The sequence below is a fragment of the Nodosilinea sp. AN01ver1 genome (genome assembly GCF_050565655.1).
Classification (GTDB): domain Bacteria; phylum Cyanobacteriota; class Cyanobacteriia; order Phormidesmidales; family Phormidesmidaceae; genus Nodosilinea.
In genome coordinates, this window is sequence record NZ_JBNXVS010000003.1 from 135,229 (window position 1) to 153,322 (window position 18,094).

Genomic DNA, 18,094 nt, shown 5'->3' on the forward strand with positions numbered 1-18,094 from the left:
CGTTCCTCAGACCCTTTGCCATAGCAGTATTTCAGGTGTTTGAACCGAGGCTTCAGTCAGCAGAAAACTGCATGGTGCCACCATCAGCGGTTAGATCAATAAACAGGCTGCCGCCTTGGAAAAAGTAAATTGCTGAGTTGCCCAGGGCCTGGACAAACTCATTGCCAATTGAACCCTCGGGGCAGGCCGCCAGCGTTGTAGCAATGGGGGAAACCTCAAGGCTGCGATCGTCGGTCGTAGAGTATTGGCCCCGACCGCGATTGCAGTCGGCGCGCACCAGCAGTGTGCCATCTTCTAAAAATTCGGCGGTGTAGTGCTCGGGCTGGTCAGGCACCAGCACCGTATCATTATTCATCTGGATTTGCTGTAGCTTCCACAGGGTGCCTACCAGGGCTGGGGCCGGGGTGCTGGAAAATTGCATCGTGCCGCTGTCAAACGTTAGATCGATAAACAGATCTTCATTTTGAAAAAAATAGAAGCTGGCATTGTCCATCGCCTGTAAAAACTGAGGGCCAATACTGCCCTCAGGACAGGCGGCTAAGGTTGTGGGGCCTAAATCGACTGAAATTTGCCCATCGGCAGCGGCTTCAAACTGACCAACGGCTCGATTGCAGTCAGCTCGCACAAACACCTGTCCATCGTCAGCAAATTCAGCGGTGTAGTTTTGTGATGGATTGGCGATAAGCAGCGTACCATCACTCATTTGAATTTGCTGGAGCTCCCAGATACTGCCGGTTAAGGGCGGCATCTCAGGCTCCGAAGAGGGGGTAACGCAGGCCGTCACTCCCATAAGGATAGTAGCGACTGACGTAATAACCGCAGCAGAACGGGATAAAGCCATAAAATCACCAGACGCTTTAAACGACCTAATAGATTGACTAGGCGCAGAGAGTAAAGTCATGTTTTTTAATATGACTTTTGACTAATGTGACTTTGAAAAATATGAAAACTGTAGGATTCAAAAAAATACATTTCTGAGGCTGTCGCCCTATTAATGCATATCAGTCACTACACAAATAGGGCTTGGGGAAAATCTCGACGTGATTTCACAAAAACGCCGTGACTTTAAGGGGAAGGCGGCTTGTAAGTATCGAGCGGCAATGGTGGCCAAGCTATAGATCGAATTGCTTTTCGGCAAAGTAAAGTACTGAGGTCATCACTTACCAATGCAAAATCGGCTAAAAATTTCGTCGAGCATCGATTCGGTAACCTCGTCGCCGGTAATGCTGCCCAAAGCCGCGATCGCCGTTCTTAAATCGATGGTCCAAAAGTCCAGCGGCAGCTGGTCTTTAATTGTCTGCTGCACCTGATGCAGGGCGTTACGGGCCTGAGTAAGGGCCGCTTCCTGGCGCTGGTTGACCGTAAACTCCAGGTTGCCTGGGGTTAGCTGGTCGGCCTGAATGGCCTTTAAAATCGCCGTCTCTAGGGCATCAATGCCCTGCTGTTGGGCTGCGGCGGTATGTACCGTAGGTAGGTCTACCGGCAGGTTCAGATGCTCTAACGCCTCAGCCGATACCAGATCGACCTTGTTGACCACCAAAATCAGCGGCCGATGGCCTCGTGAAGCTAGGCCATGACCCTCGCTGACTGTCTCGTATAGCACGCTGTCTGCGGCGGTCCACCCGGCGGTAGCATCGACGGTGAGCAGCACCAGGTCTGCCCCCAGAGCCACTTGACGCGATCGCGCGATGCCCATCTGCTCTACCGGGTCGCTGGCGTCGCGAATGCCCGCCGTATCCAGTACCTGAATGGGAATACCGCCCACTACCAGCTGCGACTCCACCACATCGCGGGTCGTGCCGGGCAGGTCGGTGACAATGGCGCGGTCGCAGCGGCTCCAGGCATTGAGCAGGCTCGACTTACCGACGTTGGGGCGACCCACAATCGCCACCTTCAGGCCCGTGCGCAGCAGTTCCCCCGACTCAGCCGTCGCCAGAATGCGATCGACGTCGCTCAGCACCGCGTCAATTTGCTGCCGCACCCAGGCTTCATCTAGGGCTGGCAGGTCGTCTTCAAAATCGATGCGGGCCTCAACCTCGGCCAGTACGTCTAAGCAGGTAGCTCGCAGCTGGCGAATTGGCTGGGCGAGCTTGCCCTGCACCCCCGAGAGCGCCGTTTTGGCCGCCAGGGTAGACTGGGCCGCCACCAGGTCAGCCACACCCTCGGCCTGGGTTAGATCGAGCCGCCCATTCAAAAAAGCACGCAGGGTAAACTCTCCCGGTTCGGCCAGCCGTGCCCCCTGACCCAGACAAAGTTGCAGCACCTGCTGTACCGCCATCAGTCCGCCGTGACAGTGAAATTCCACCACGTCTTCGCGGGTATAGGAGCGGGGAGCCAGCATCAGCAGCAGCAGCGCCTCATCGACAGACTGCTGCGTACCAGGGTCGCGTACGTAGCCATAGAGAATGCGGTGACTCTCCCAGGGCTGCTGGCCAGGGGCATAGAACAAGGTGCGAGCGATCGCCACAGCGGTTGCTCCCGACAGGCGCACGATGCCAACGCTGCCCTGCTGAGGAACAATGGCGGTCGCGATCGCGGCGATCGTCTCGCTCTGGGCCACTGGGGATAACAAACTCGCTTGAGCGGAGTCGCTGCTGCCATGCATAGTCTCTACTCTGCCACCTCTGTGATCCGTGAAGTGATGCTGAAGCCCCAGCGTAAGCCTGATAAAGCGCTCGTCTGATGGGTAGAATAGAAAAAAATCTTTACGCCTTTCTAAGATTTCATGGCCGAGTTTTCTGGCTCAGCCCCTAGGCATAGTCTACCAAGCCGCCGGTAACGACTACCCCTGTCCGTCTTTAGTCTCATTTCCCCTGATCACTCAAGGGAACCTAGCCTCTGGTGTACCCCCCGTCTATGACTACTACGCCCACGCCCGATGCCGTGCCCAATGCCGCCCTCGATACCCTGGTTGAACTACCCCCTAGCCCCAAGCCCTCGATGCGTAAAATGACTCAGCCCCAGTGGCGGCGGCAGCTTCGCTACGTCTATCTGCGGTTTTTGCGGCTCCAGGGTACCCCCGAACAGCTGGCGCGGGGGCTGGCATCAGGCGTATTCTCCGGCTGTTTCCCGCTGTTCGGGTTTCAAATTATCATCGGGGTGGCGGTCGCAACAGTCCTGCGGGGCAACCGAATTATGGCGGCGGCGGCTACCTGGGTCAGCAACCCCTTCACCTATGTGCCCATCTTTGCCTTCAATTACCAGGTGGGGCTGTGGCTGATCGGAGGTAACGCCACCGAGGCGTTTCAAGACCTGGACAGCCTCAAGGGCTGGATGGATATGGGCACCGAGGTCTCAGTACGACTCATGCTGGGCAGTACCGTCGTAGGTCTTGTGGCCGGGGTGCTGAGCTACTTTGGCGGCCTGCCGCTGATTCGCCGGGTGCGAGGGTCAAAGACCGGCCCAAAGGGCCAACGCGCCAGATAGCCCGGCAGCAGCGCCAGCTCAACCAGCCCTAAAGCACCTTGTCTAGGCCGTAGATTAGCGACTTGAGCGCCATGACCCGGCGAATGCACAACAGCACACCCGGCATAAAGCTGGCGCGATCGCTGGTGTCGTGGCGCAGAGTGTAGAGCTGCCCCGGTGAACCAAACAAAATCTCCTGGTGGGCAATCAGCCCCGGCAGCCGTACGCTGTGGATATTAATGCCCTCGGCGGTAGATCCGCCTCGCGCTCCGGGAATGGTTTCGGTCTCTTTGACCAGAGGAATATTGAAGGACTTCTGCGACTCCGCCAGCATTTGGGCCGTCTGCACGGCGGTGCCGCTGGGGGCATCGGCCTTTTGGTTGTGGTGCAGCTCAATAATTTCTACATTGTCAAAATACTGGGCCGCCTGCTGGGCCGCCTGCTGCATCAGCACCACCCCAATTGAAAAGTTGGGCACGATCAGGCAGCCAATGCTGGCCTTGTCGGCAAACTCGGCTAGGTCGCGAATTTGCGCGTTGCTGAGGCCTGTGGTACCCACGACCGGGCGCACTCCATAGGCGATCGCGGCCCGCACCGACTCATACACGCTATCGGGGTGGGTAAAGTCAACCATCACGGCCAGACCTTCGCTCTGGGCTGCCACCAACGTAGCTTCCAGATCGTTCATGATCGGCACTTCGAGAGGCTGGTAGCCGATTGCCTCACCAACATCCTCACCCAGCTGAGCAGGATTTTTGTCGATGGCTCCCACTAAAGTCATATCCTCAGCCTGAGCTACGGCTTTGATCACCTCACGGCCCATTTTGCCGCAGGCACCGTTGACTACAACAGGAATAGTGGATTGGGTAGACATAAAAAAATCGATTACGTTAAAACGCTGATACGTTGGCTAGGCAATAGTTAAAACTGTTCATTGTTGAGATGTTGCCGTGTTGCCCCGGCTAACGTCCTAACGGCCCTCAGTTCTCTATCACTGAAACTTGCGCTCTAGCGACTTCAGGTATTCGGTATTGACCCCCGACTCGCGGGGCAGCGAAATCTTGCCGGTGCGGGCAATTTCGCGAATGCCAAAGCGATTGAGCACCTGTACAATCGCGACCATCTTACCGGGGTCACCCACCACTTCCAGAGTGAGCGAATCCTCCGATACATCCACCACCCGAGCCCGAAAGATCTGGGCAAATTCGATAATTTCAGACCGATTGGTGCTGGTGGCGTTAACCTTCAGCAGCATCAGCTCCCGCTCAACGCAGGGAGTATCGGTGACGTCGTTGACCTTGAGCACGTTGATCAGCTTGTAGAGCTGCTTGGTGAGCTGCTCGATCACCGCATCGTCGCCCGGCACCACCATTGTGATGCGAGAAATGCCGGAGGTTTCCGCTGGCCCCACCGCTAAGCTCTCGATGTTGAATCCGCGCCGCGCGAACAGACCAGCGATGCGGCTCAGCACTCCGGCCTCGTCTTCAACCAGTACCGATAGCGTGTGTTTGATGGCCTGCTGAGGGGCTACAGCCGAAACGGGAAGCGTAGAGGGATTAACCATAGGGCTGGAGGTGAGGAGTTGATAGGATACACCAGCCCGTCGGGCTGGCCCATGACCATGATAAAACTAGCAAACCTCAATACTATCTTGAAAAGCTTTACCGTAAAACTACGGTCTTAACCTATTGAGTTGAAGAAGCCCCGCTTATTCCTCCTCAGCGGCCTCAAGTTCCGCCTGCATTCCCTAGATTGGGTATCCTTGAGGCACTAGCCCAATGTTGCTGCTTTCTGCATGAGCTTATCTGGCCCGGTTCAAGACCTTCAGTCGCTGCGGGGACGGTTTCTCGACCTCATTAATCTGCGCTCTGGGGAAGAAGAGCGAACGCTGCTGATGTTTGCCTTCTATACTGCCACCTCCATGGGCATTCTGTGGCTGGAGGTGAGTTCGGCGGCGCTGTTTTTAGGAGCTTATGGTGCGGCTAGCCTACCGTGGATCTATATCTTTAGCGCTGGGGTGGGGCTGGGGCTGAGCCTGGTGTACTCCTGGCTGCAGAGGCTGTTTCCGCTGCGGCGGGTGATCGTAATTATCGCCATGCTGATGGCTATCCCCGTTTTGGGGTTTCGCTGGGGGCTGACGGTGCCCTGGCTAGCCGCCCCCATGGTGTTTTCGATGCGGCTGTGGATCGAGGCGATTTACGGGCTCAACGACCTCAATCTGTCGGTGACGGCCAACCAGCTATTCAACATTCGCGAGATTAAACGGGCCTACCCTATCATCAGCAGCGGCAACCTGGTGGCCGACGTGATCAGCGGGTTTTCGGTGTATTTCCTGCTGCAAGTGATCGGACTGCAAAACGTGCTGCTGCTGTCCTTTGTGGTGATGGTGATTGGGGCCACCATTCTCTATCACCTCAGCCGCAACTACGAGCACGCTTTTCCCGACTCGCCCCGGCGTCAGGCCGAAGACGCCGAGGCGGTGGAGAGTTTCAGGTCGCGGCAACGGCTGCAGGGGCCAATTCGGCAGTACGTGGTGCTGCTGTTTTCGTTCTTCGTGCTGGCCCAGATGCTGCTGTTTTCGATCGAGTTTCAGTTCTTCAACCAGCTCGAAGTCAGTCTAGAGGTCGCGGCGATCGCCACCTTTTTAGGCTTCTTTAGCGGCCTGCTGGGGCTAATTGAGCTGTTTACCCAGTGGTTTACCTCCAGCCGCCTGATTGAGCGGGAGGGCGTATTTAAAGTGGCGCTGGTGCTGCCTTCGGTGATTGTGGTCATTGGGCTCATCACCCTGGTGCTGAGCTATCCGACCCGGCTAGCGGTATCGGCTCTGTTTGTAGGGCTGGTGGTGCTAAAGTTCTTCGACGAATGGCTGCGCTACACCCTGGTCGCCACCACCCGGCCAATTCTGTTTCAGCCCATTCCTGACCAGGTGCGCAGTACGGTGCAATCGTGGGTGAGCGGCATTGCTGAGCCCCTGGCTATGGGGGGTACGGGGGTAGCGATTTTGTTCACCATTGCCCTGTGCAAGCGCGCTGGCCTCAGCGATGGGCTGGTGCAGGCGCGGCTGTTTTTGCTGGGTACGGTGGTAGCAGCGCTGGTGTGGTTTGCGATCATGGTAATGCTGCGATCGCGCTACCTCAACCTGCTCGTGCGGGGGGCCGAGCGCGGTCTATTGACCTTCTCTGACGCCAACCTGCGGGTGCTCAAGCGCGCCTTTATCGAGCAGCTAGAGCAGCCGGGGCTGGAGGCCAACAAGCGATCGTGCATTGAACTGCTCAGCCATATCGATCCCAAAAACGTCGGCGAGATTTTGGCCCCGCGCCTGGCCGATCTGCCCCCTGGGCTCCAGCGCCAAAGCCTGGAGGCTATGCTGGAACACCCCAATGGGGCCTACACGACTCAGGTGCAGGAGCTGCTGCAGCGCCCCAACCAAACGCCAGAAATTCTGGCCCTGGCCCTGCGCTACGTGTGGCTGGCGGAAGAAACCTTCAACATCAACGACCTGCGCCCCTACCTGCAAACTGAGGTCGATGCGGTGGTGCGGGGCACAGCGGCGTCGCTAATGCTGCGGCGCGGCAACCTGCAGGAGCGAGCCGAGGCCACCGCTACGCTGCGAAAAATGCTGGTGCATGACGAGGAGCGCGAGCGGGTGATGGGCTGCCGCGCCCTGGGCGAAGCCGACTACATGGAGTCGCTCAGCATCTACATCGACGACCTGCTGCAAGACCCGTCGCTGCGGGTGCGGCGGGCGCTGCTGGAGGCGATCGCCGCCACCCAGTACAAAAAGTATTACCCGTCGCTGCTCAAGGCGCTGCAGTACAAATCGACCCGTGAGGCGGCCATCAATGCCCTCACGCGCCTGGGCAACGAGGCTTTGCCCATGCTGCAAGAACTAGCCCTCGACAACTATCGGCCCGAAATTCTGCGCAACCAGGCCTGGCAGGTGATCGGCAACATTGGCACCCTGCCTGCCCTCGACTTTTTAATTCAAAACCTGATCACCACCTGGGGCAGCACCCGCCGCCACATTCTGCGCATTTTGCTCAGCCTCTACCAGGAGTCGGGGGTGAAGCGATCGTCCCTCATCGATGGAGCCCTCGATCGCATGCTGGGCCGGGGCGGTATCGAAGACCTGCTCAACACCGAGCTGGCCTTTGCTGGCCAGATTTTGGCGGCCAAGGTCGATCTGGCGGCGGGCCGGGTGGCCGGTGTCGAGGCCGACCTGCTGCGCGAGGCCCTCGACGGCCTGCAGAACGACGCTACCGATCGCCTGTTTATGCTGCTGCGGTTTGTCTCCCCGGCCCAGGCCATTCAGGCGGCCCAGGTCAGCCTCAGCGGCTCGGCCTCTAGCTGGGCGCGGGGCATTGAAATTCTCGACAACGTGGTGGATGTGGCCAACAAGCGATCGATTTTGCTGCTGCTCGATCGCCGCCCCGACGCCGAAAAGCTCAAGCGACTGGCCACCTCTACCCCGCTGATTGCCTACCAGCCGCTGTCGCCGGGCGATCGCCTGCGGCAGCTGCTCGATCTGCGCAACTTTTTGTCTGACTGGACCATGGCCTGCTGCTTTCACCTGGCTCGGGTGCAGCGGTGGAACCTGACCGCCGAGCACACCCTGGCTCTGCTGCAACACCCCACCGGCTTTGTGCGCGAGGCGGTGCTGGCCTACCTGGCTGTGGCCTCCCCCCGAGCCCTGCGAGAGCTGCTGCCGATCATGCAGCAAGACTCCAATCACCTGGTACTGGCCCAGGTCAAACAGCTGATCAGCACCTATAATTTGGAGCCGAGCCCATCCCGCTAGCGATCGCCCGCCCGGTTTTTCTGCCACCCCTGTATGTTAAATAGCGTCGAACGACTCCTTTTTATTCGCAATGTCTCTATGTTCAAAGAACTGAGGGACGACTTCTTGGTGCGGCTGGCTTCGGTGATGGATGAGGTGTTCTATGAAGGCAACTACACCATCATCACCCAGGGGCAGGAGGGGCGATCGATGTACATTGTGGTGTCGGGCCGGGTCAGTGTACACATTGGCGGCCAGCAGGTGGCCCAGCTCCAGCAGGGCGAATGCTTTGGCGAAATGTCGGTGTTTGATGCCGAGCCGCGATCGGCCTCGGTGACTACCCTGGAGCCCTGCGCCTGCCTGGTGCTGACCCAGCAGCAGCTCTACGACGCGATCGACGAGACGCCGGGCATCGCCGTCAACGTGATTCGGCTGCTCTCCCGCCGCATCCGTGAGCTCAACCAGGATCTCAACCAGGTTAAGCAGCAGCTCACCCAGCCGTCGCCCTTTCCCCCGGCCCGACCCCAGTGGTATCAGCCGCTGCCCTTTCCCCCCACCGAACCCCTGGCCCGCCCTGGGAAATAGCGCTAAGAGCCCAGGGACAAGGGGTCAGCTCCCAAAGGCTCTAACGATTAGCACCATCCATCAGAACTTTTCTTAACCCTGCGACCCGCTTCAGATGCTTGGGCAAGCTAACGGTACGATACCGTTTTTGAGGACTTGCCCATGGGGGTACTGATACTGCTGGTGGCCGTGCTGCTGATAGCGGCGGTCTTTTTTGTCAATCTCTACAACCGCCTGGTCACCGGGCGCAACCGCTACCAAAATGCCTACTCCCAAATTGATGTGCAGCTACGGCGGCGCTACGACCTGATCCCAAACCTGGTGGAGAGCGTGAAGGGCTACATGGCCCACGAGAAAGAGACCCTGGCAGCGGTCATCAACGCCCGCAACGGTGCTATGAGCGCCAGTCGGCAGGCGGCCCAGGCTCCGGGCGACCCTCGCGCCATGCAGCAGCTGGCGGCGGCGGAAGGAGCGCTTGATAGCACTCTGGGGCGGTTCTTTGCCCTCTCAGAGGCCTACCCCGACCTCAAGGCCAACCAGAATATGGCTCAGCTCATTGAGGAGCTGCGCTCGACTGAAAACCGAATTGCCTTTGCCCGCCAGGCCTTTAACGACGCCGTTACCCTCTACAACACCCAGCGGGAGATGTTCCCAGGCAACCTGGTGGCGGGCAGCTTCAACTTTAACCCCGCTCAACTGCTGGAGGAGAGTGCCCCTGAGGTCAAGGTTGTGCCCCGGGTTTCGTTTAGCTAGCCATGAACTTTTTTGAGCACCAAGACCAGGCCCGTCGCAACACCACCAAGCTGCTGCTGCTGTTTGGGCTATCGATCGCCGTCATGATTCTGGCTTTTTACGGGGTGGCGATCGCTATTCTAGCCGCCGAAGCCACCGGCCCCGTCACGATTTGGCGACCTGGGGTGTTGTTTTGGGTGGCCAGCGGTACCGTGGCTTTTATGGCCGTGGGCAGCTCCACTAAAATGGCTCAGCTCAGTCAGGGGGGCCACAGCATCGCTCGAGGGCTGGGCGGGCGACAGCTCGATCCCCTCACCGCAGACCCCAGTGAACAGCGCTTGGTCAATGTCGTTAGCGAGATGGCGCTGGCCTCAGGTACCCCTATTCCGGCTATTTATTTGCTCGACGACGAGCCGGGTATCAACGCCTTTGCGGCGGGCTATAGCGCTGATAAAGCCGTGATTGGCGTCACTCGCGGCTGCCTGGAGCAGCTCAGCCGCGACGAGCTGCAGGGGGTAATTGGCCACGAGTTCAGCCACATTCTCAATGGCGATATGGGCCTCAACCTGAAGCTAATTGGAGTCATCCACGGGCTGCTGTTGATATACATTACAGGGCGCGTGATTTTGCGCCTGGGCTACTACTCCAGCGAGTCGTCGCGGCGCTCGAAGGATGACAAAGGCGGCGGAGCAATTTTGGCAGCGGCCCTGGCGATGTTGGTCATCGGCTACCTGGGCGTGCTGGGGGGGCGGCTGATCAAGAGCGCGGTGTCCCGCGAGCGCGAGTTTTTGGCCGATGCGGCAGCGGTGCAGTACACCCGCAACCCCGAGGGTATTGCCGGAGCGCTGCGCAAAATTGGTCAACTCTCGGCGGGGTCTACGGTGACCTCACCGATGGCGGAAACCGCCAGCCACCTGTTTTTTGGTGAAGCCAACGGCACCCTATCGTTTTTGGGCGGCTGGTTTGCCACCCATCCGCCCCTGCGCGAGCGCCTGCGGCGTTTGAGCCGGGTGCCTGTTGATGCAGGGCTTCCCTCCCTCGTAGAGCCCTCGTCAACATCGCCAGCCTCAGCCGAAGCGTCGCTGGTGATGGGGTTGCAGGGCAGTACGAAAACCGCCGTGCGGCAGGAACCTACTGCGATCGCGCCCCCCTCAGCCGGTCAGTTTATCACCGCCCTGGGTACTACCGACGCGCGACGGCTCACCCAGGTGCGATCGCTGCTCGCCCAGCTGCCTGACGAGGTTAAGACCGCCCTCCAAGATCCCGCCGAGGCGGCCAATTTGGTATACGCCCTGCTGGTGCGCACCAAGCCCGCCCTGCAAACTCAGCAAATCGAATATCTGATCGCCACCTATGGCCCAGACTGCAAACAGCGAATTGGGCAGCTTTATAACTACGTTCGCTCCTTAGAGCCTGGGCAAGACCTGCTGCTGCTAGAGGCGCTGATCCCGGCCCTGAAGCAGCTTGAGCCAGCGGCGGGGCAGCAGTTCATGCAGGCGGCTAAGGCCCTTAGCCAACCCGGTGGTCGGCTGCTGCTCGCCAACTACCCGCTACAGCTCATCCTGCGCAAGCGGTTGTCTGGCCCAGACCAACTGACAGGAACGATAACCGACAGCCTGAGCGATCGCTGGGGCGATACCGTCAATCTGCTGGCTCTGCTGGCACGGGCCGGTCACGCCCGCCCTGAAGATGCCCTCTACGCTCTAAAGCTGGGGCTTTCGCAACTGCCTGGGGCTCAAAAGCAGCCATCTCCTAACCAGCTGCCTTCAATCAGCAGTGCCGACATCAACGCGAGCCTGAGCCGCTTGGAGCAGATTAGCCCCAAACTCAAGCAGGCCATCGTCGATGCCTGTGCCCACACCGTGCTGGCCGATAACGACGTTACTCCCGCCGAGATGGGCCTACTGCGGGCCGTAGTCATTACTCTTGACTGCCCCGCCCCACCCTTTCTCAAATAATGTCAGCCTTATGATTGTCCTCTCGAACACCTCTGCTATAATTAAAAACTGCGCTATTGTGCCGTTTGATTACCGTCGGAGAATAACCCATGGCCCGTCATTGTGAACTGACCGGAAAGACAGCAAACAACGCCTTTTCGATCTCCCACTCCCACCGTCGCACCAAGCGCCTGCAGGAAGCTAACCTTCAAGAGAAGCGGGTATGGTGGCCGCAGGGTAAGCGCTGGGTCAAGCTGCGCCTCTCAACTAAAGCTATCAAAACCCTGCAGTCTAAGGGCCTTGAAGCCATGGCTAAAGAAGCCGGTATCAATCTCAATAAGTATTAAACCTGGCGTTTAGCTAGCTTCGGCGGCGCAGTAGCGCCAGCCCCGCCGCCACAACACCAACAGCAAAGACCGTGCCTGGTTCAGGTACGGCCTTTGTTGTTGCCTGCCGCTGCACCTGCATGAAAAATTTGAACACTACCGACTCGCCAGGGGCTAGGCCTCGATCAAACTGAAAGGCAGCGGTGGCATCGCCACCGACAAAAGGACCAGGGTTGGGTTGCAGCCCAGTGGCGGGAGAGTTATACAACTGAGCCAACAGCTGACCGTAGGGGCTAATTTGCACGGCTGTTGGCACCTGATCAACCCTGAGGGTGGCAAGGGCACCGCTAGAGTCGGCCTGAGTAAAGGTGTTGTTTGAGAAGAGGGCGGTGTCATTGTCGAGTACGCCATCAAACTGAAGGTCGTAGTCAACGTACTTAAATAGACTGACATCGAGCCAGTCGGTGCCGGTGTTCGTTAGGGTGACCGTCTCCTGGCGGGCGGCCCGGTAACGGCCCGGCATATCTCCCAGCAGCACAGAGTCAATTGAAAAGTTGAGGTTGGCCCCAAAGGTAGAAAAGGTGGCGCTCAGACGATTGCTGACGGGCTGGCTAAACGCAATCGATCGCAGGTCTTCAAGCCTTAGCTCACGCGGCGCGGCGCTGTTGCCAATATTGAGAAAGTAGAGGTCGGTAAATATTGTCTCGACGCCATCTACCAGCCACGACTGATCTTCGCTAAAGCGCAGCAGATCAGCTCGGTAGGTTGAGTTGCCATCAACTAGCTCAATTAGCCCTGGGGGCAGCGGGTCTGCGGCTACCGCCAGCCCTGGGGTTACAACGGTAGCCAGGGCCGCTGTCAAACCTAGAGTGGGTAGAGTAATGGCAAACCAATGTTGCATGGCGGGTACAGAAAGGAGCAAGGAGAAATCAGCTGAGACTTGGCCGTAGGCTAGAAATGACAACGGCAGACTGCTGCGGCTCCCTCTTAGACTAGTCGGGCCGCCCCGGCTCTGAAACCCGATCTGTAAGGGTATTTACGGAATCCTTAAGCAAACTTTACCCATAGTCAAAGGGGAGCCAACCGCCAAGAACCTGAAACCAGAGCTTTTGCGCCCTCTAGTCTAGTCCTAGGCAGCAGAACTGAAATATTCCAAGCCCCACCCAAAGCAGTAATGTAGACCCAGAGATAATCTTAAGTGTTCCTGCCGTATGAATATCTGCCGACTGGTTTATCAATGAGCGATCGCCCCCCTAGTTCTACCCTTGACAATCGCCGGACTGTGCAGCGGGTATTGTTGATTACCCTGGCCCTCAACCTGGCGGTGGTAGGGCTTAAGGCCACAGTGGGTTGGCTAACAGGTTCGCTGAGTTTGCTGGCCGACGCTCTTCACAGCGTGACCGACAGCGCCAACAATGTGCTGGGTTTGGCTACCAATCGCCTAGCCGATCCCCAACCCGATCGCGATCACCCCTACGGACACCAAAAGTTTGAGGCCATTGGCGCTCTGGGCATTGCCGCTTTTTTGGGCATTGCCTGCTTTGAAATCTTCAAAAGCGCCATTGAGCGCCTGGTCTCGGGGGGCAAGCCTGTTACCATGGGTGCCACGGCTCTCTGGATTATGCTGGCTGTGCTGGGCATCAATATTTTTGTGGCCTTTTACGAGCGGCGGGTTGGCCATGCCCTGAACAGCAAAATTCTGGTCGCCGATGCCCGCCACACCATGAGCGATATCTGGGTCACTATTGTGGTGCTGGCCGGGCTAATTGGGGTTTGGCGGGGGTTAAATTGGCTGGATATTGCCCTGGCCTTTCCGGTGGCGCTGCTGGTGTTTACGAGCGGCTGGACGGTGCTGCGGGAGAATCTGCCGTGGCTGGTGGATGAAATGGCGATCGCTCCCGAAGCCATTCACACCCAGGTTATGCAGGTGCCGGGTGTCGTCAACTGCCACAGCATTGCCTCGCGGGGGCTGCTGGGACGGCAGGTGTTTATCGACATGCATCTGGTGGTCAAGCCCACCGATCTGCGGGCCGCCCACACCGTCACCGAGGCCGTTGAAGATCGTCTGGAGCAGCTCTATGGTCCAGCCCGAATTACCATTCACGTTGAGCCCCGTGAGTATACCGAAGAAGAGATTACCTATTGAGCGAGAATCAATACGGCAAAGCGAAGACGAGTATTCAGTACCGCTAGTACAGAAAAGCAGAAATCAGCCTGCCATTCAGACAGCCTGAAATACTGACGCATTGATAATTTTTCATTTTGAACGTTTCATTTTGAACTCTGCGCAGCGGTACTAGCCTGCTTTGCAAAACGCAGGCAGATTCATCCTGAGCGTTGACAGATTACACTGGTGAAGGGGCAAAAGCCTCGATCCTGTTGCGAACCACCTATGAACTTTCTGACCAATTTAATTCCCGGTCGAGCCGACCAGGCAACCCTGCCCAAGCGCAGTCGCCGGGTGCGGGGGGTAGAGCTTAAGAGCGAAGCTGAGCTAGAAATTATGCGCGGGGCGGCTCGCATTGTCGCCACGGTGCTAAAAGAAATTGAGGCGCTGGTACAGCCGGGTATGACCACTGCTGACCTCGACGCCCATGCCGAAGCCCGCATTCGCGAACTGGGCGCAACCCCTAGCTTTAAGGGCTATCACGGCTTTCCAGCTTCGATTTGCGCCTGCATCAATGACCAGGTGGTACACGGCATTCCCAATCGGCGTCAGGTGATTCGGCGGGGCGATCTGCTCAAGGTCGATACGGGTGCCTACTACAACGGCTTCCACGGCGACTCGTGCATCACCATTGCGGTGGGCGAGGTGTCGGCCCAGGCCAAGCAGCTGATGACGGCGGCAGAGGCGGCTCTCTACGCGGGCATTGCCCAGGTGAAGCCGGGGAATACGCTGCTGGATATTGCCGGGGCGATCGAGGACTGTGTGGCCAGCTATGGTTTTGCCGTCGTAGAAGATTTCACCGGCCACGGGGTGGGCCGTAACCTGCACGAAGCGCCCTCGGTGTTTAACTTTCGCACTCGGCAGCTGCCGAATATGAAACTGCGGCCCGGCATGACGCTGGCGATCGAACCCATTCTCAACGCCGGGTCGAAGCAGACCCGCACGCTGAAAGACCAGTGGACGGTGGTGACGGTGGATCGCAGCCTGTCGGCCCAGTTTGAGCACACGGTGCTGGTCAGCGAAACCGGCTACGAGATTCTGACCGATCGCGCCCAGATTCCGGTGGCGCTGGCTTCCTGAGCGGCAAAGATCTCCGGGGTCTCCAAGACCCCGAAGATCTAGGTGAGATGCCCAAAACACATGAATTTTCAATGGGTAGGGGGTCGAAAATAACTTTCCTGACTTGGGCTGAAGCGATTATCCGCTAAAGTTTACAAGCATTTATGCGAGAAAAGAGACACCACCAGCAGTGAGCCAACTGTTTTTCCCCTACAGCCCACACCACACCCTCCACAACAACACAGCAGGGAAATTCTCCGTCGGGAGATAAAGAAGGGTTAGCTTTGAGGTCTGAGTAGTTCAAATACTTACTATCTTTGCGCCAATACTTGCCACCTTTGCGCCAGCCGACGCGATCGCAAAACGTGTGCCAAATCTTGTCACCTGGATATTTCCCATCGAGTTTGGCCCCGTATTCCACATAAATTTTCTTTTGCACGCTAAAGCCAAACTTGCCTTGGCTGTATTTCACCCACAGGCGGTCGATGGTTCGCAAGTCTGAACAGGGAAAGTTGAGAAGTTCATCGCTGGTAAACCACTGGCGCGATTTTTTGCCTATGGCGCGAATCATCACCTTGTAGGTTTCCTTGTCAGCGGCGCGCCAGTCCTGGGCTTTGAGCAGGTCGCGCAGGCGGGTGTAGTCGATGCCGGTTTCGCTGCTGAGGTCGTCTTCTGCGGTGGGGGTCGATGGTGGGGTGAATGGCGGGGTGAGGATGGCGGGCGGGGTGGGGACGGCGGGCGGTGCCCACCCTACGGGTGAGGGTGGGGATGACTCAAAATTGTCTGCCACAACGTCTTGAAGCGCAATGGAATCGGCGGTGGCAGATGGCGTGGGGAAATAGGGGCGCAGGCGATCGAAAAAATTGGCCGGGGGCAGCTTGCCGCCCATCACATTCACATCCTGGAGCGCAGCGACCGCTAGCCAGCGGCGGCCCTCCAGCAGCAGCGGGAACACGGGCTTCCTTAGCTCCAGGGCCATGCTGAGTTCGCACTGCACCCAGTGGGAGTCCTGGGAACGGGGCGACATGACTAGCAAAAACGCCGCGCACTGTTCCAAATGGTCTTGAATGACGCGGGGCCAGGTGGTGCCGTAGTCGATGCGGTCATCCAGCCAGACGGGTAGACGGTGAGACTCTAGCGCTTTGGTAAGCCGGGTGACGTAGTCCTGGTCTTGGCGGCTGTAGCTGATGAAAATGTGGCTCATTCAAATTTGGAGGGTGCGGGCCAGCCGCGATCGCCTGTGCTGCCTGGGTTTAGCCCCATAATAACTCGCTCCTGGCAGTACCCTTCGTCGCCTATGCCAGGGTTTCCATCATCCAGCGCATCAGGGCGCTGTCGTCTTCGCTCTGCGATCGCCGCAGAGCCTCTTCCACCACCGCAATCTGCAACCCCGGCAGCACCTCCGACACTGCAATCTCACCACTGCGGCCCTCTGCAACCGAAAAGGCGATGACGGCACAGTTCGCCACATCCACCACCCAGTATTCCGCCACCCCCAGCCGTTCGTAGAGCAGGCGCTTCGCCCCCAGGTCGTCCTTGAACGAACTGGCCCCCACCTCGATCGCCAGAGTCGGTGGGCCGTAGACCGTCACGTCCACTGGGGCATTGTCCTGGGGTGGCAGTTGAAAGTCATCGCCAATGTAGAAGGCAACATCCGGCTGGCAACCGCGATCGCCGGGTTTGAAGAAACTGCAATTGATCAGCTTGGCCAGGCGAATATGGCGAAACGCAGCAAACACGCTGACCACATCTATGGCCACAGCATTGTGTCGCCCATGCCCAGGACCCAGCGGAGCCATTTCTATCCTCATGTAGCCGTGGTCAAAGTAGCCCCGCCCCTCCGCATACTGGGGATTGTCCATGGCGGTAGCAAACTCGTCCCAGGTGGCTTTAACCCAGACGTCGGTTTGAAGTTGCGTTTGGCTGGAGAGAACCATAACCCTATAACGGTCAACCTCAGGTTGTGAGCAGATACTTCTAGTCTACTTTCGCCCTAGCCCAACGTCAGGCTGATGCTGGCGATGTCCTATTCTTTTGGGTTGGGGTCAAGGCAGGGGCGAGGGCCGTAGTCAACGCTGGTTTCGACCGTTAGTACGTAGGCTTTTAGGCCATCAGCCGGCGCGAACGTGTGGTTCTGAATCTCCTGCATGGCTTTGCGATCGAGGGCACCATAGCCCGAACTCCGCAGCAGAGTAGGCTCTCCTCGCCAGGAACCATCGGGGTTGACCACCGCGCCGATGTTGATATCTCCTGGCACATCGCTCAGGCAAACCCGCTGGGGGTATACGGTCGAGAACTCGGTGCGGTTGATCTCAGGGGAGAGATTGGCCTGACCATCCTGACGAATTGCGGCTTCCCACCGCTGCTGATTGGCGTTAAACGCCTCACGCGTCACGGCGGCGGCATTGAAGGCAAAGCGGTTCTGAATTGATTCTGCTGCCTGGTCGACTTGGGCCTGGGGCAGGTCAACAGTGGCCACGTGGGCCAGTAATCGTTCGCCCAGGTTGCTATCAAACAGAGGTTGGCTGGATGCATCGGGGGCTGACGGTGTAGGGGCTGTGGCTGCCGCTGGGTCATCGGAGGCCGGGCGGCTGGATGCAGCGGGGCGAGGGTCTGAGGCAGACTGGGGGGGCGGTGATTGGGGCTGCGGCTGCGATCGCGGCCTTGCCTGGGGCTGTGGCGATCGCGATCGGGAGGCTGGCTGAGGAGTTGGCTGAGGGGCCGTCGCCTGTGATAGCGGTTGGGACTGACGGGCAGCCCCGATCGGAACGGATGGACGGGCTGGGACAGGCGTCGTCGTTGTAGACGCTGCCGCTGCCCCCGATTCTGGTGTCCCCGCTGGGGGCACTCGGGTAATGGCCACACTGTCTTGCTCAGGGTCGGGGGGCGGAATCACCGCCTCGCCATCGGACCCGGCTGGCAGCATTAACACCAGCCCGTGCAGCCCCAAGGAGACCAGCAGCATTGGGGCCAAAAGGGTCTGCCACAGAGGTCTAGCGCGATCGGGTGGGGCAAAGCGAGTAGTCATACCAAACCAAAGGGGAACGTTGTCTTGCTCACTACCTATTATTCAGCCATAGAGCCAGGATGGCAGGGGTGGCTTCACCAGGCTGTTCATAAACCTTCG

The 18,094-nt window shown here is 58.4% G+C and carries 16 protein-coding genes; 8 read left to right on the forward strand and 8 right to left on the reverse strand.

Annotated elements, in window-relative coordinates; all coding sequences use genetic code 11:
• Positions 1-52: 52 nt before the first annotated feature.
• The gene (locus ACQ4N7_RS04640) at positions 53-748 is read right to left on the reverse strand and encodes an META domain-containing protein (protein WP_430710456.1); all 696 of its coding nucleotides are present in this window, start codon (positions 746-748) and stop codon (positions 53-55) included.
• A 408-nt stretch (positions 749-1,156) separates the two neighbouring features.
• Positions 1,157-2,605 (reverse strand): tRNA uridine-5-carboxymethylaminomethyl(34) synthesis GTPase MnmE, encoded by a 1,449-nt coding sequence (gene mnmE, locus ACQ4N7_RS04645; RefSeq protein ID WP_430710457.1) that lies wholly within the window; start codon positions 2,603-2,605, stop codon positions 1,157-1,159.
• 251 nt (positions 2,606-2,856) lie between these two features.
• On the opposite strand from mnmE, the gene ACQ4N7_RS04650 reads away from it, so the two are divergent.
• Positions 2,857-3,426 carry a DUF2062 domain-containing protein gene (locus ACQ4N7_RS04650; protein WP_430710458.1) on the forward strand — a complete coding sequence of 190 codons (570 nt, stop codon included), beginning with the start codon at positions 2,857-2,859 and terminating at the stop codon, positions 3,424-3,426.
• 28 nt (positions 3,427-3,454) lie between these two features.
• On the opposite strand, the gene dapB is transcribed toward ACQ4N7_RS04650, so the two are convergent.
• Together dapB and ilvN are read right to left on the reverse strand one after the other, a co-directional pair.
• Positions 3,455-4,279: a 4-hydroxy-tetrahydrodipicolinate reductase gene (gene dapB / locus ACQ4N7_RS04655; RefSeq protein WP_430710459.1), complete on the reverse strand. Its 825-nt coding sequence runs from the start codon at positions 4,277-4,279 to the stop codon at positions 3,455-3,457.
• A 117-nt stretch (positions 4,280-4,396) separates the two neighbouring features.
• A complete protein-coding gene (gene ilvN / locus ACQ4N7_RS04660; protein ID WP_106869186.1) occupies positions 4,397-4,918 on the reverse strand; it encodes an acetolactate synthase small subunit in 522 nt (173 codons plus the stop codon).
• A 282-nt stretch (positions 4,919-5,200) separates the two neighbouring features.
• On the opposite strand from ilvN, the gene ACQ4N7_RS04665 reads away from it, so the two are divergent.
• From ACQ4N7_RS04665 to rpmB, 5 genes are all read left to right on the forward strand, one after another.
• Positions 5,201-8,203: a HEAT repeat domain-containing protein gene (locus ACQ4N7_RS04665; RefSeq protein WP_430710460.1), complete on the forward strand. Its 3,003-nt coding sequence runs from the start codon at positions 5,201-5,203 to the stop codon at positions 8,201-8,203.
• Between the two features lie 33 nt (positions 8,204-8,236).
• The gene (locus ACQ4N7_RS04670; RefSeq protein ID WP_430710461.1) at positions 8,237-8,767 is read left to right on the forward strand and encodes a Crp/Fnr family transcriptional regulator; all 531 of its coding nucleotides are present in this window, start codon (positions 8,237-8,239) and stop codon (positions 8,765-8,767) included.
• A 141-nt stretch (positions 8,768-8,908) separates the two neighbouring features.
• The gene (locus tag ACQ4N7_RS04675; protein WP_430710462.1) at positions 8,909-9,499 is read left to right on the forward strand and encodes a LemA family protein; all 591 of its coding nucleotides are present in this window, start codon (positions 8,909-8,911) and stop codon (positions 9,497-9,499) included.
• Between the two features lie 2 nt (positions 9,500-9,501).
• Complete coding sequence (locus tag ACQ4N7_RS04680) at positions 9,502-11,436, forward strand: M48 family metallopeptidase (RefSeq protein ID WP_430710463.1); 1,935 nt, start codon at positions 9,502-9,504, stop codon at positions 11,434-11,436.
• An 89-nt stretch (positions 11,437-11,525) separates the two neighbouring features.
• The gene (gene rpmB, locus ACQ4N7_RS04685; RefSeq protein ID WP_430710464.1) at positions 11,526-11,762 is read left to right on the forward strand and encodes a 50S ribosomal protein L28; all 237 of its coding nucleotides are present in this window, start codon (positions 11,526-11,528) and stop codon (positions 11,760-11,762) included.
• Positions 11,763-11,775: 13 nt separating this feature from the next.
• Here rpmB and ACQ4N7_RS04690 read toward each other — a convergent pair whose 3' ends face one another.
• Positions 11,776-12,642: a PEP-CTERM sorting domain-containing protein gene (locus tag ACQ4N7_RS04690; RefSeq protein WP_430710465.1), complete on the reverse strand. Its 867-nt coding sequence runs from the start codon at positions 12,640-12,642 to the stop codon at positions 11,776-11,778.
• Positions 12,643-12,978: 336 nt separating this feature from the next.
• Between ACQ4N7_RS04690 and ACQ4N7_RS04695 the strand changes: the two genes are divergently transcribed.
• Positions 12,979-13,887 (forward strand): cation diffusion facilitator family transporter, encoded by a 909-nt coding sequence (locus tag ACQ4N7_RS04695; RefSeq protein WP_430710466.1) that lies wholly within the window; start codon positions 12,979-12,981, stop codon positions 13,885-13,887.
• A gap of 246 nt (positions 13,888-14,133) precedes the next feature.
• Positions 14,134-14,988, forward strand: a complete 855-nt coding sequence (gene map / locus ACQ4N7_RS04700) for a type I methionyl aminopeptidase (protein WP_430710467.1) — start codon at positions 14,134-14,136, stop codon at positions 14,986-14,988.
• A 124-nt stretch (positions 14,989-15,112) separates the two neighbouring features.
• On the opposite strand, the gene ACQ4N7_RS04705 is transcribed toward map, so the two are convergent.
• The 3 genes from ACQ4N7_RS04705 to ACQ4N7_RS04715 all read right to left on the reverse strand — a co-directional run bounded on the left by ACQ4N7_RS04705 (position 15,113) and on the right by ACQ4N7_RS04715 (position 17,995).
• Positions 15,113-16,171 carry a GUN4 domain-containing protein gene (locus tag ACQ4N7_RS04705; RefSeq protein WP_430710468.1) on the reverse strand — a complete coding sequence of 353 codons (1,059 nt, stop codon included), beginning with the start codon at positions 16,169-16,171 and terminating at the stop codon, positions 15,113-15,115.
• 91 nt (positions 16,172-16,262) lie between these two features.
• Positions 16,263-16,904: a Uma2 family endonuclease gene (locus tag ACQ4N7_RS04710; RefSeq protein ID WP_430710469.1), complete on the reverse strand. Its 642-nt coding sequence runs from the start codon at positions 16,902-16,904 to the stop codon at positions 16,263-16,265.
• 89 nt (positions 16,905-16,993) lie between these two features.
• The gene (locus ACQ4N7_RS04715) at positions 16,994-17,995 is read right to left on the reverse strand and encodes an energy transducer TonB (protein ID WP_430710470.1); all 1,002 of its coding nucleotides are present in this window, start codon (positions 17,993-17,995) and stop codon (positions 16,994-16,996) included.
• Between the last annotated feature and the right edge of the window lie 99 nt (positions 17,996-18,094).

Excerpts from the sequence above, each read along its gene's own strand:
- ACQ4N7_RS04675 (WP_430710462.1), top strand. The coding sequence starts at position 8,909 with ATGGGGGTACTGATACTGCTGGTGGCCGTGCTGCTGATAGCGGCGGTC.
- ACQ4N7_RS04650 (WP_430710458.1), top strand. The coding sequence starts at position 2,857 with ATGACTACTACGCCCACGCCCGATGCCGTGCCCAATGCCGCCCTCGAT.
- ACQ4N7_RS04690 (WP_430710465.1), bottom strand. The coding sequence starts at position 12,642 with ATGCAACATTGGTTTGCCATTACTCTACCCACTCTAGGTTTGACAGCG.
- ACQ4N7_RS04665 (WP_430710460.1), top strand. The coding sequence starts at position 5,201 with ATGAGCTTATCTGGCCCGGTTCAAGACCTTCAGTCGCTGCGGGGACGG.
- ACQ4N7_RS04715 (WP_430710470.1), bottom strand. The coding sequence starts at position 17,995 with ATGACTACTCGCTTTGCCCCACCCGATCGCGCTAGACCTCTGTGGCAG.
- mnmE (WP_430710457.1), bottom strand. The coding sequence starts at position 2,605 with ATGCATGGCAGCAGCGACTCCGCTCAAGCGAGTTTGTTATCCCCAGTG.
- ACQ4N7_RS04695 (WP_430710466.1), top strand. The coding sequence starts at position 12,979 with ATGAGCGATCGCCCCCCTAGTTCTACCCTTGACAATCGCCGGACTGTG.
- ACQ4N7_RS04670 (WP_430710461.1), top strand. The coding sequence starts at position 8,237 with ATGTTAAATAGCGTCGAACGACTCCTTTTTATTCGCAATGTCTCTATG.
- ACQ4N7_RS04710 (WP_430710469.1), bottom strand. The coding sequence starts at position 16,904 with ATGGTTCTCTCCAGCCAAACGCAACTTCAAACCGACGTCTGGGTTAAA.
- ACQ4N7_RS04705 (WP_430710468.1), bottom strand. The coding sequence starts at position 16,171 with ATGAGCCACATTTTCATCAGCTACAGCCGCCAAGACCAGGACTACGTC.
- dapB (WP_430710459.1), bottom strand. The coding sequence starts at position 4,279 with ATGTCTACCCAATCCACTATTCCTGTTGTAGTCAACGGTGCCTGCGGC.
- ACQ4N7_RS04680 (WP_430710463.1), top strand. The coding sequence starts at position 9,502 with ATGAACTTTTTTGAGCACCAAGACCAGGCCCGTCGCAACACCACCAAG.
- rpmB (WP_430710464.1), top strand. The coding sequence starts at position 11,526 with ATGGCCCGTCATTGTGAACTGACCGGAAAGACAGCAAACAACGCCTTT.
- map (WP_430710467.1), top strand. The coding sequence starts at position 14,134 with ATGAACTTTCTGACCAATTTAATTCCCGGTCGAGCCGACCAGGCAACC.
- ACQ4N7_RS04640 (WP_430710456.1), bottom strand. The coding sequence starts at position 748 with ATGCCGCCCTTAACCGGCAGTATCTGGGAGCTCCAGCAAATTCAAATG.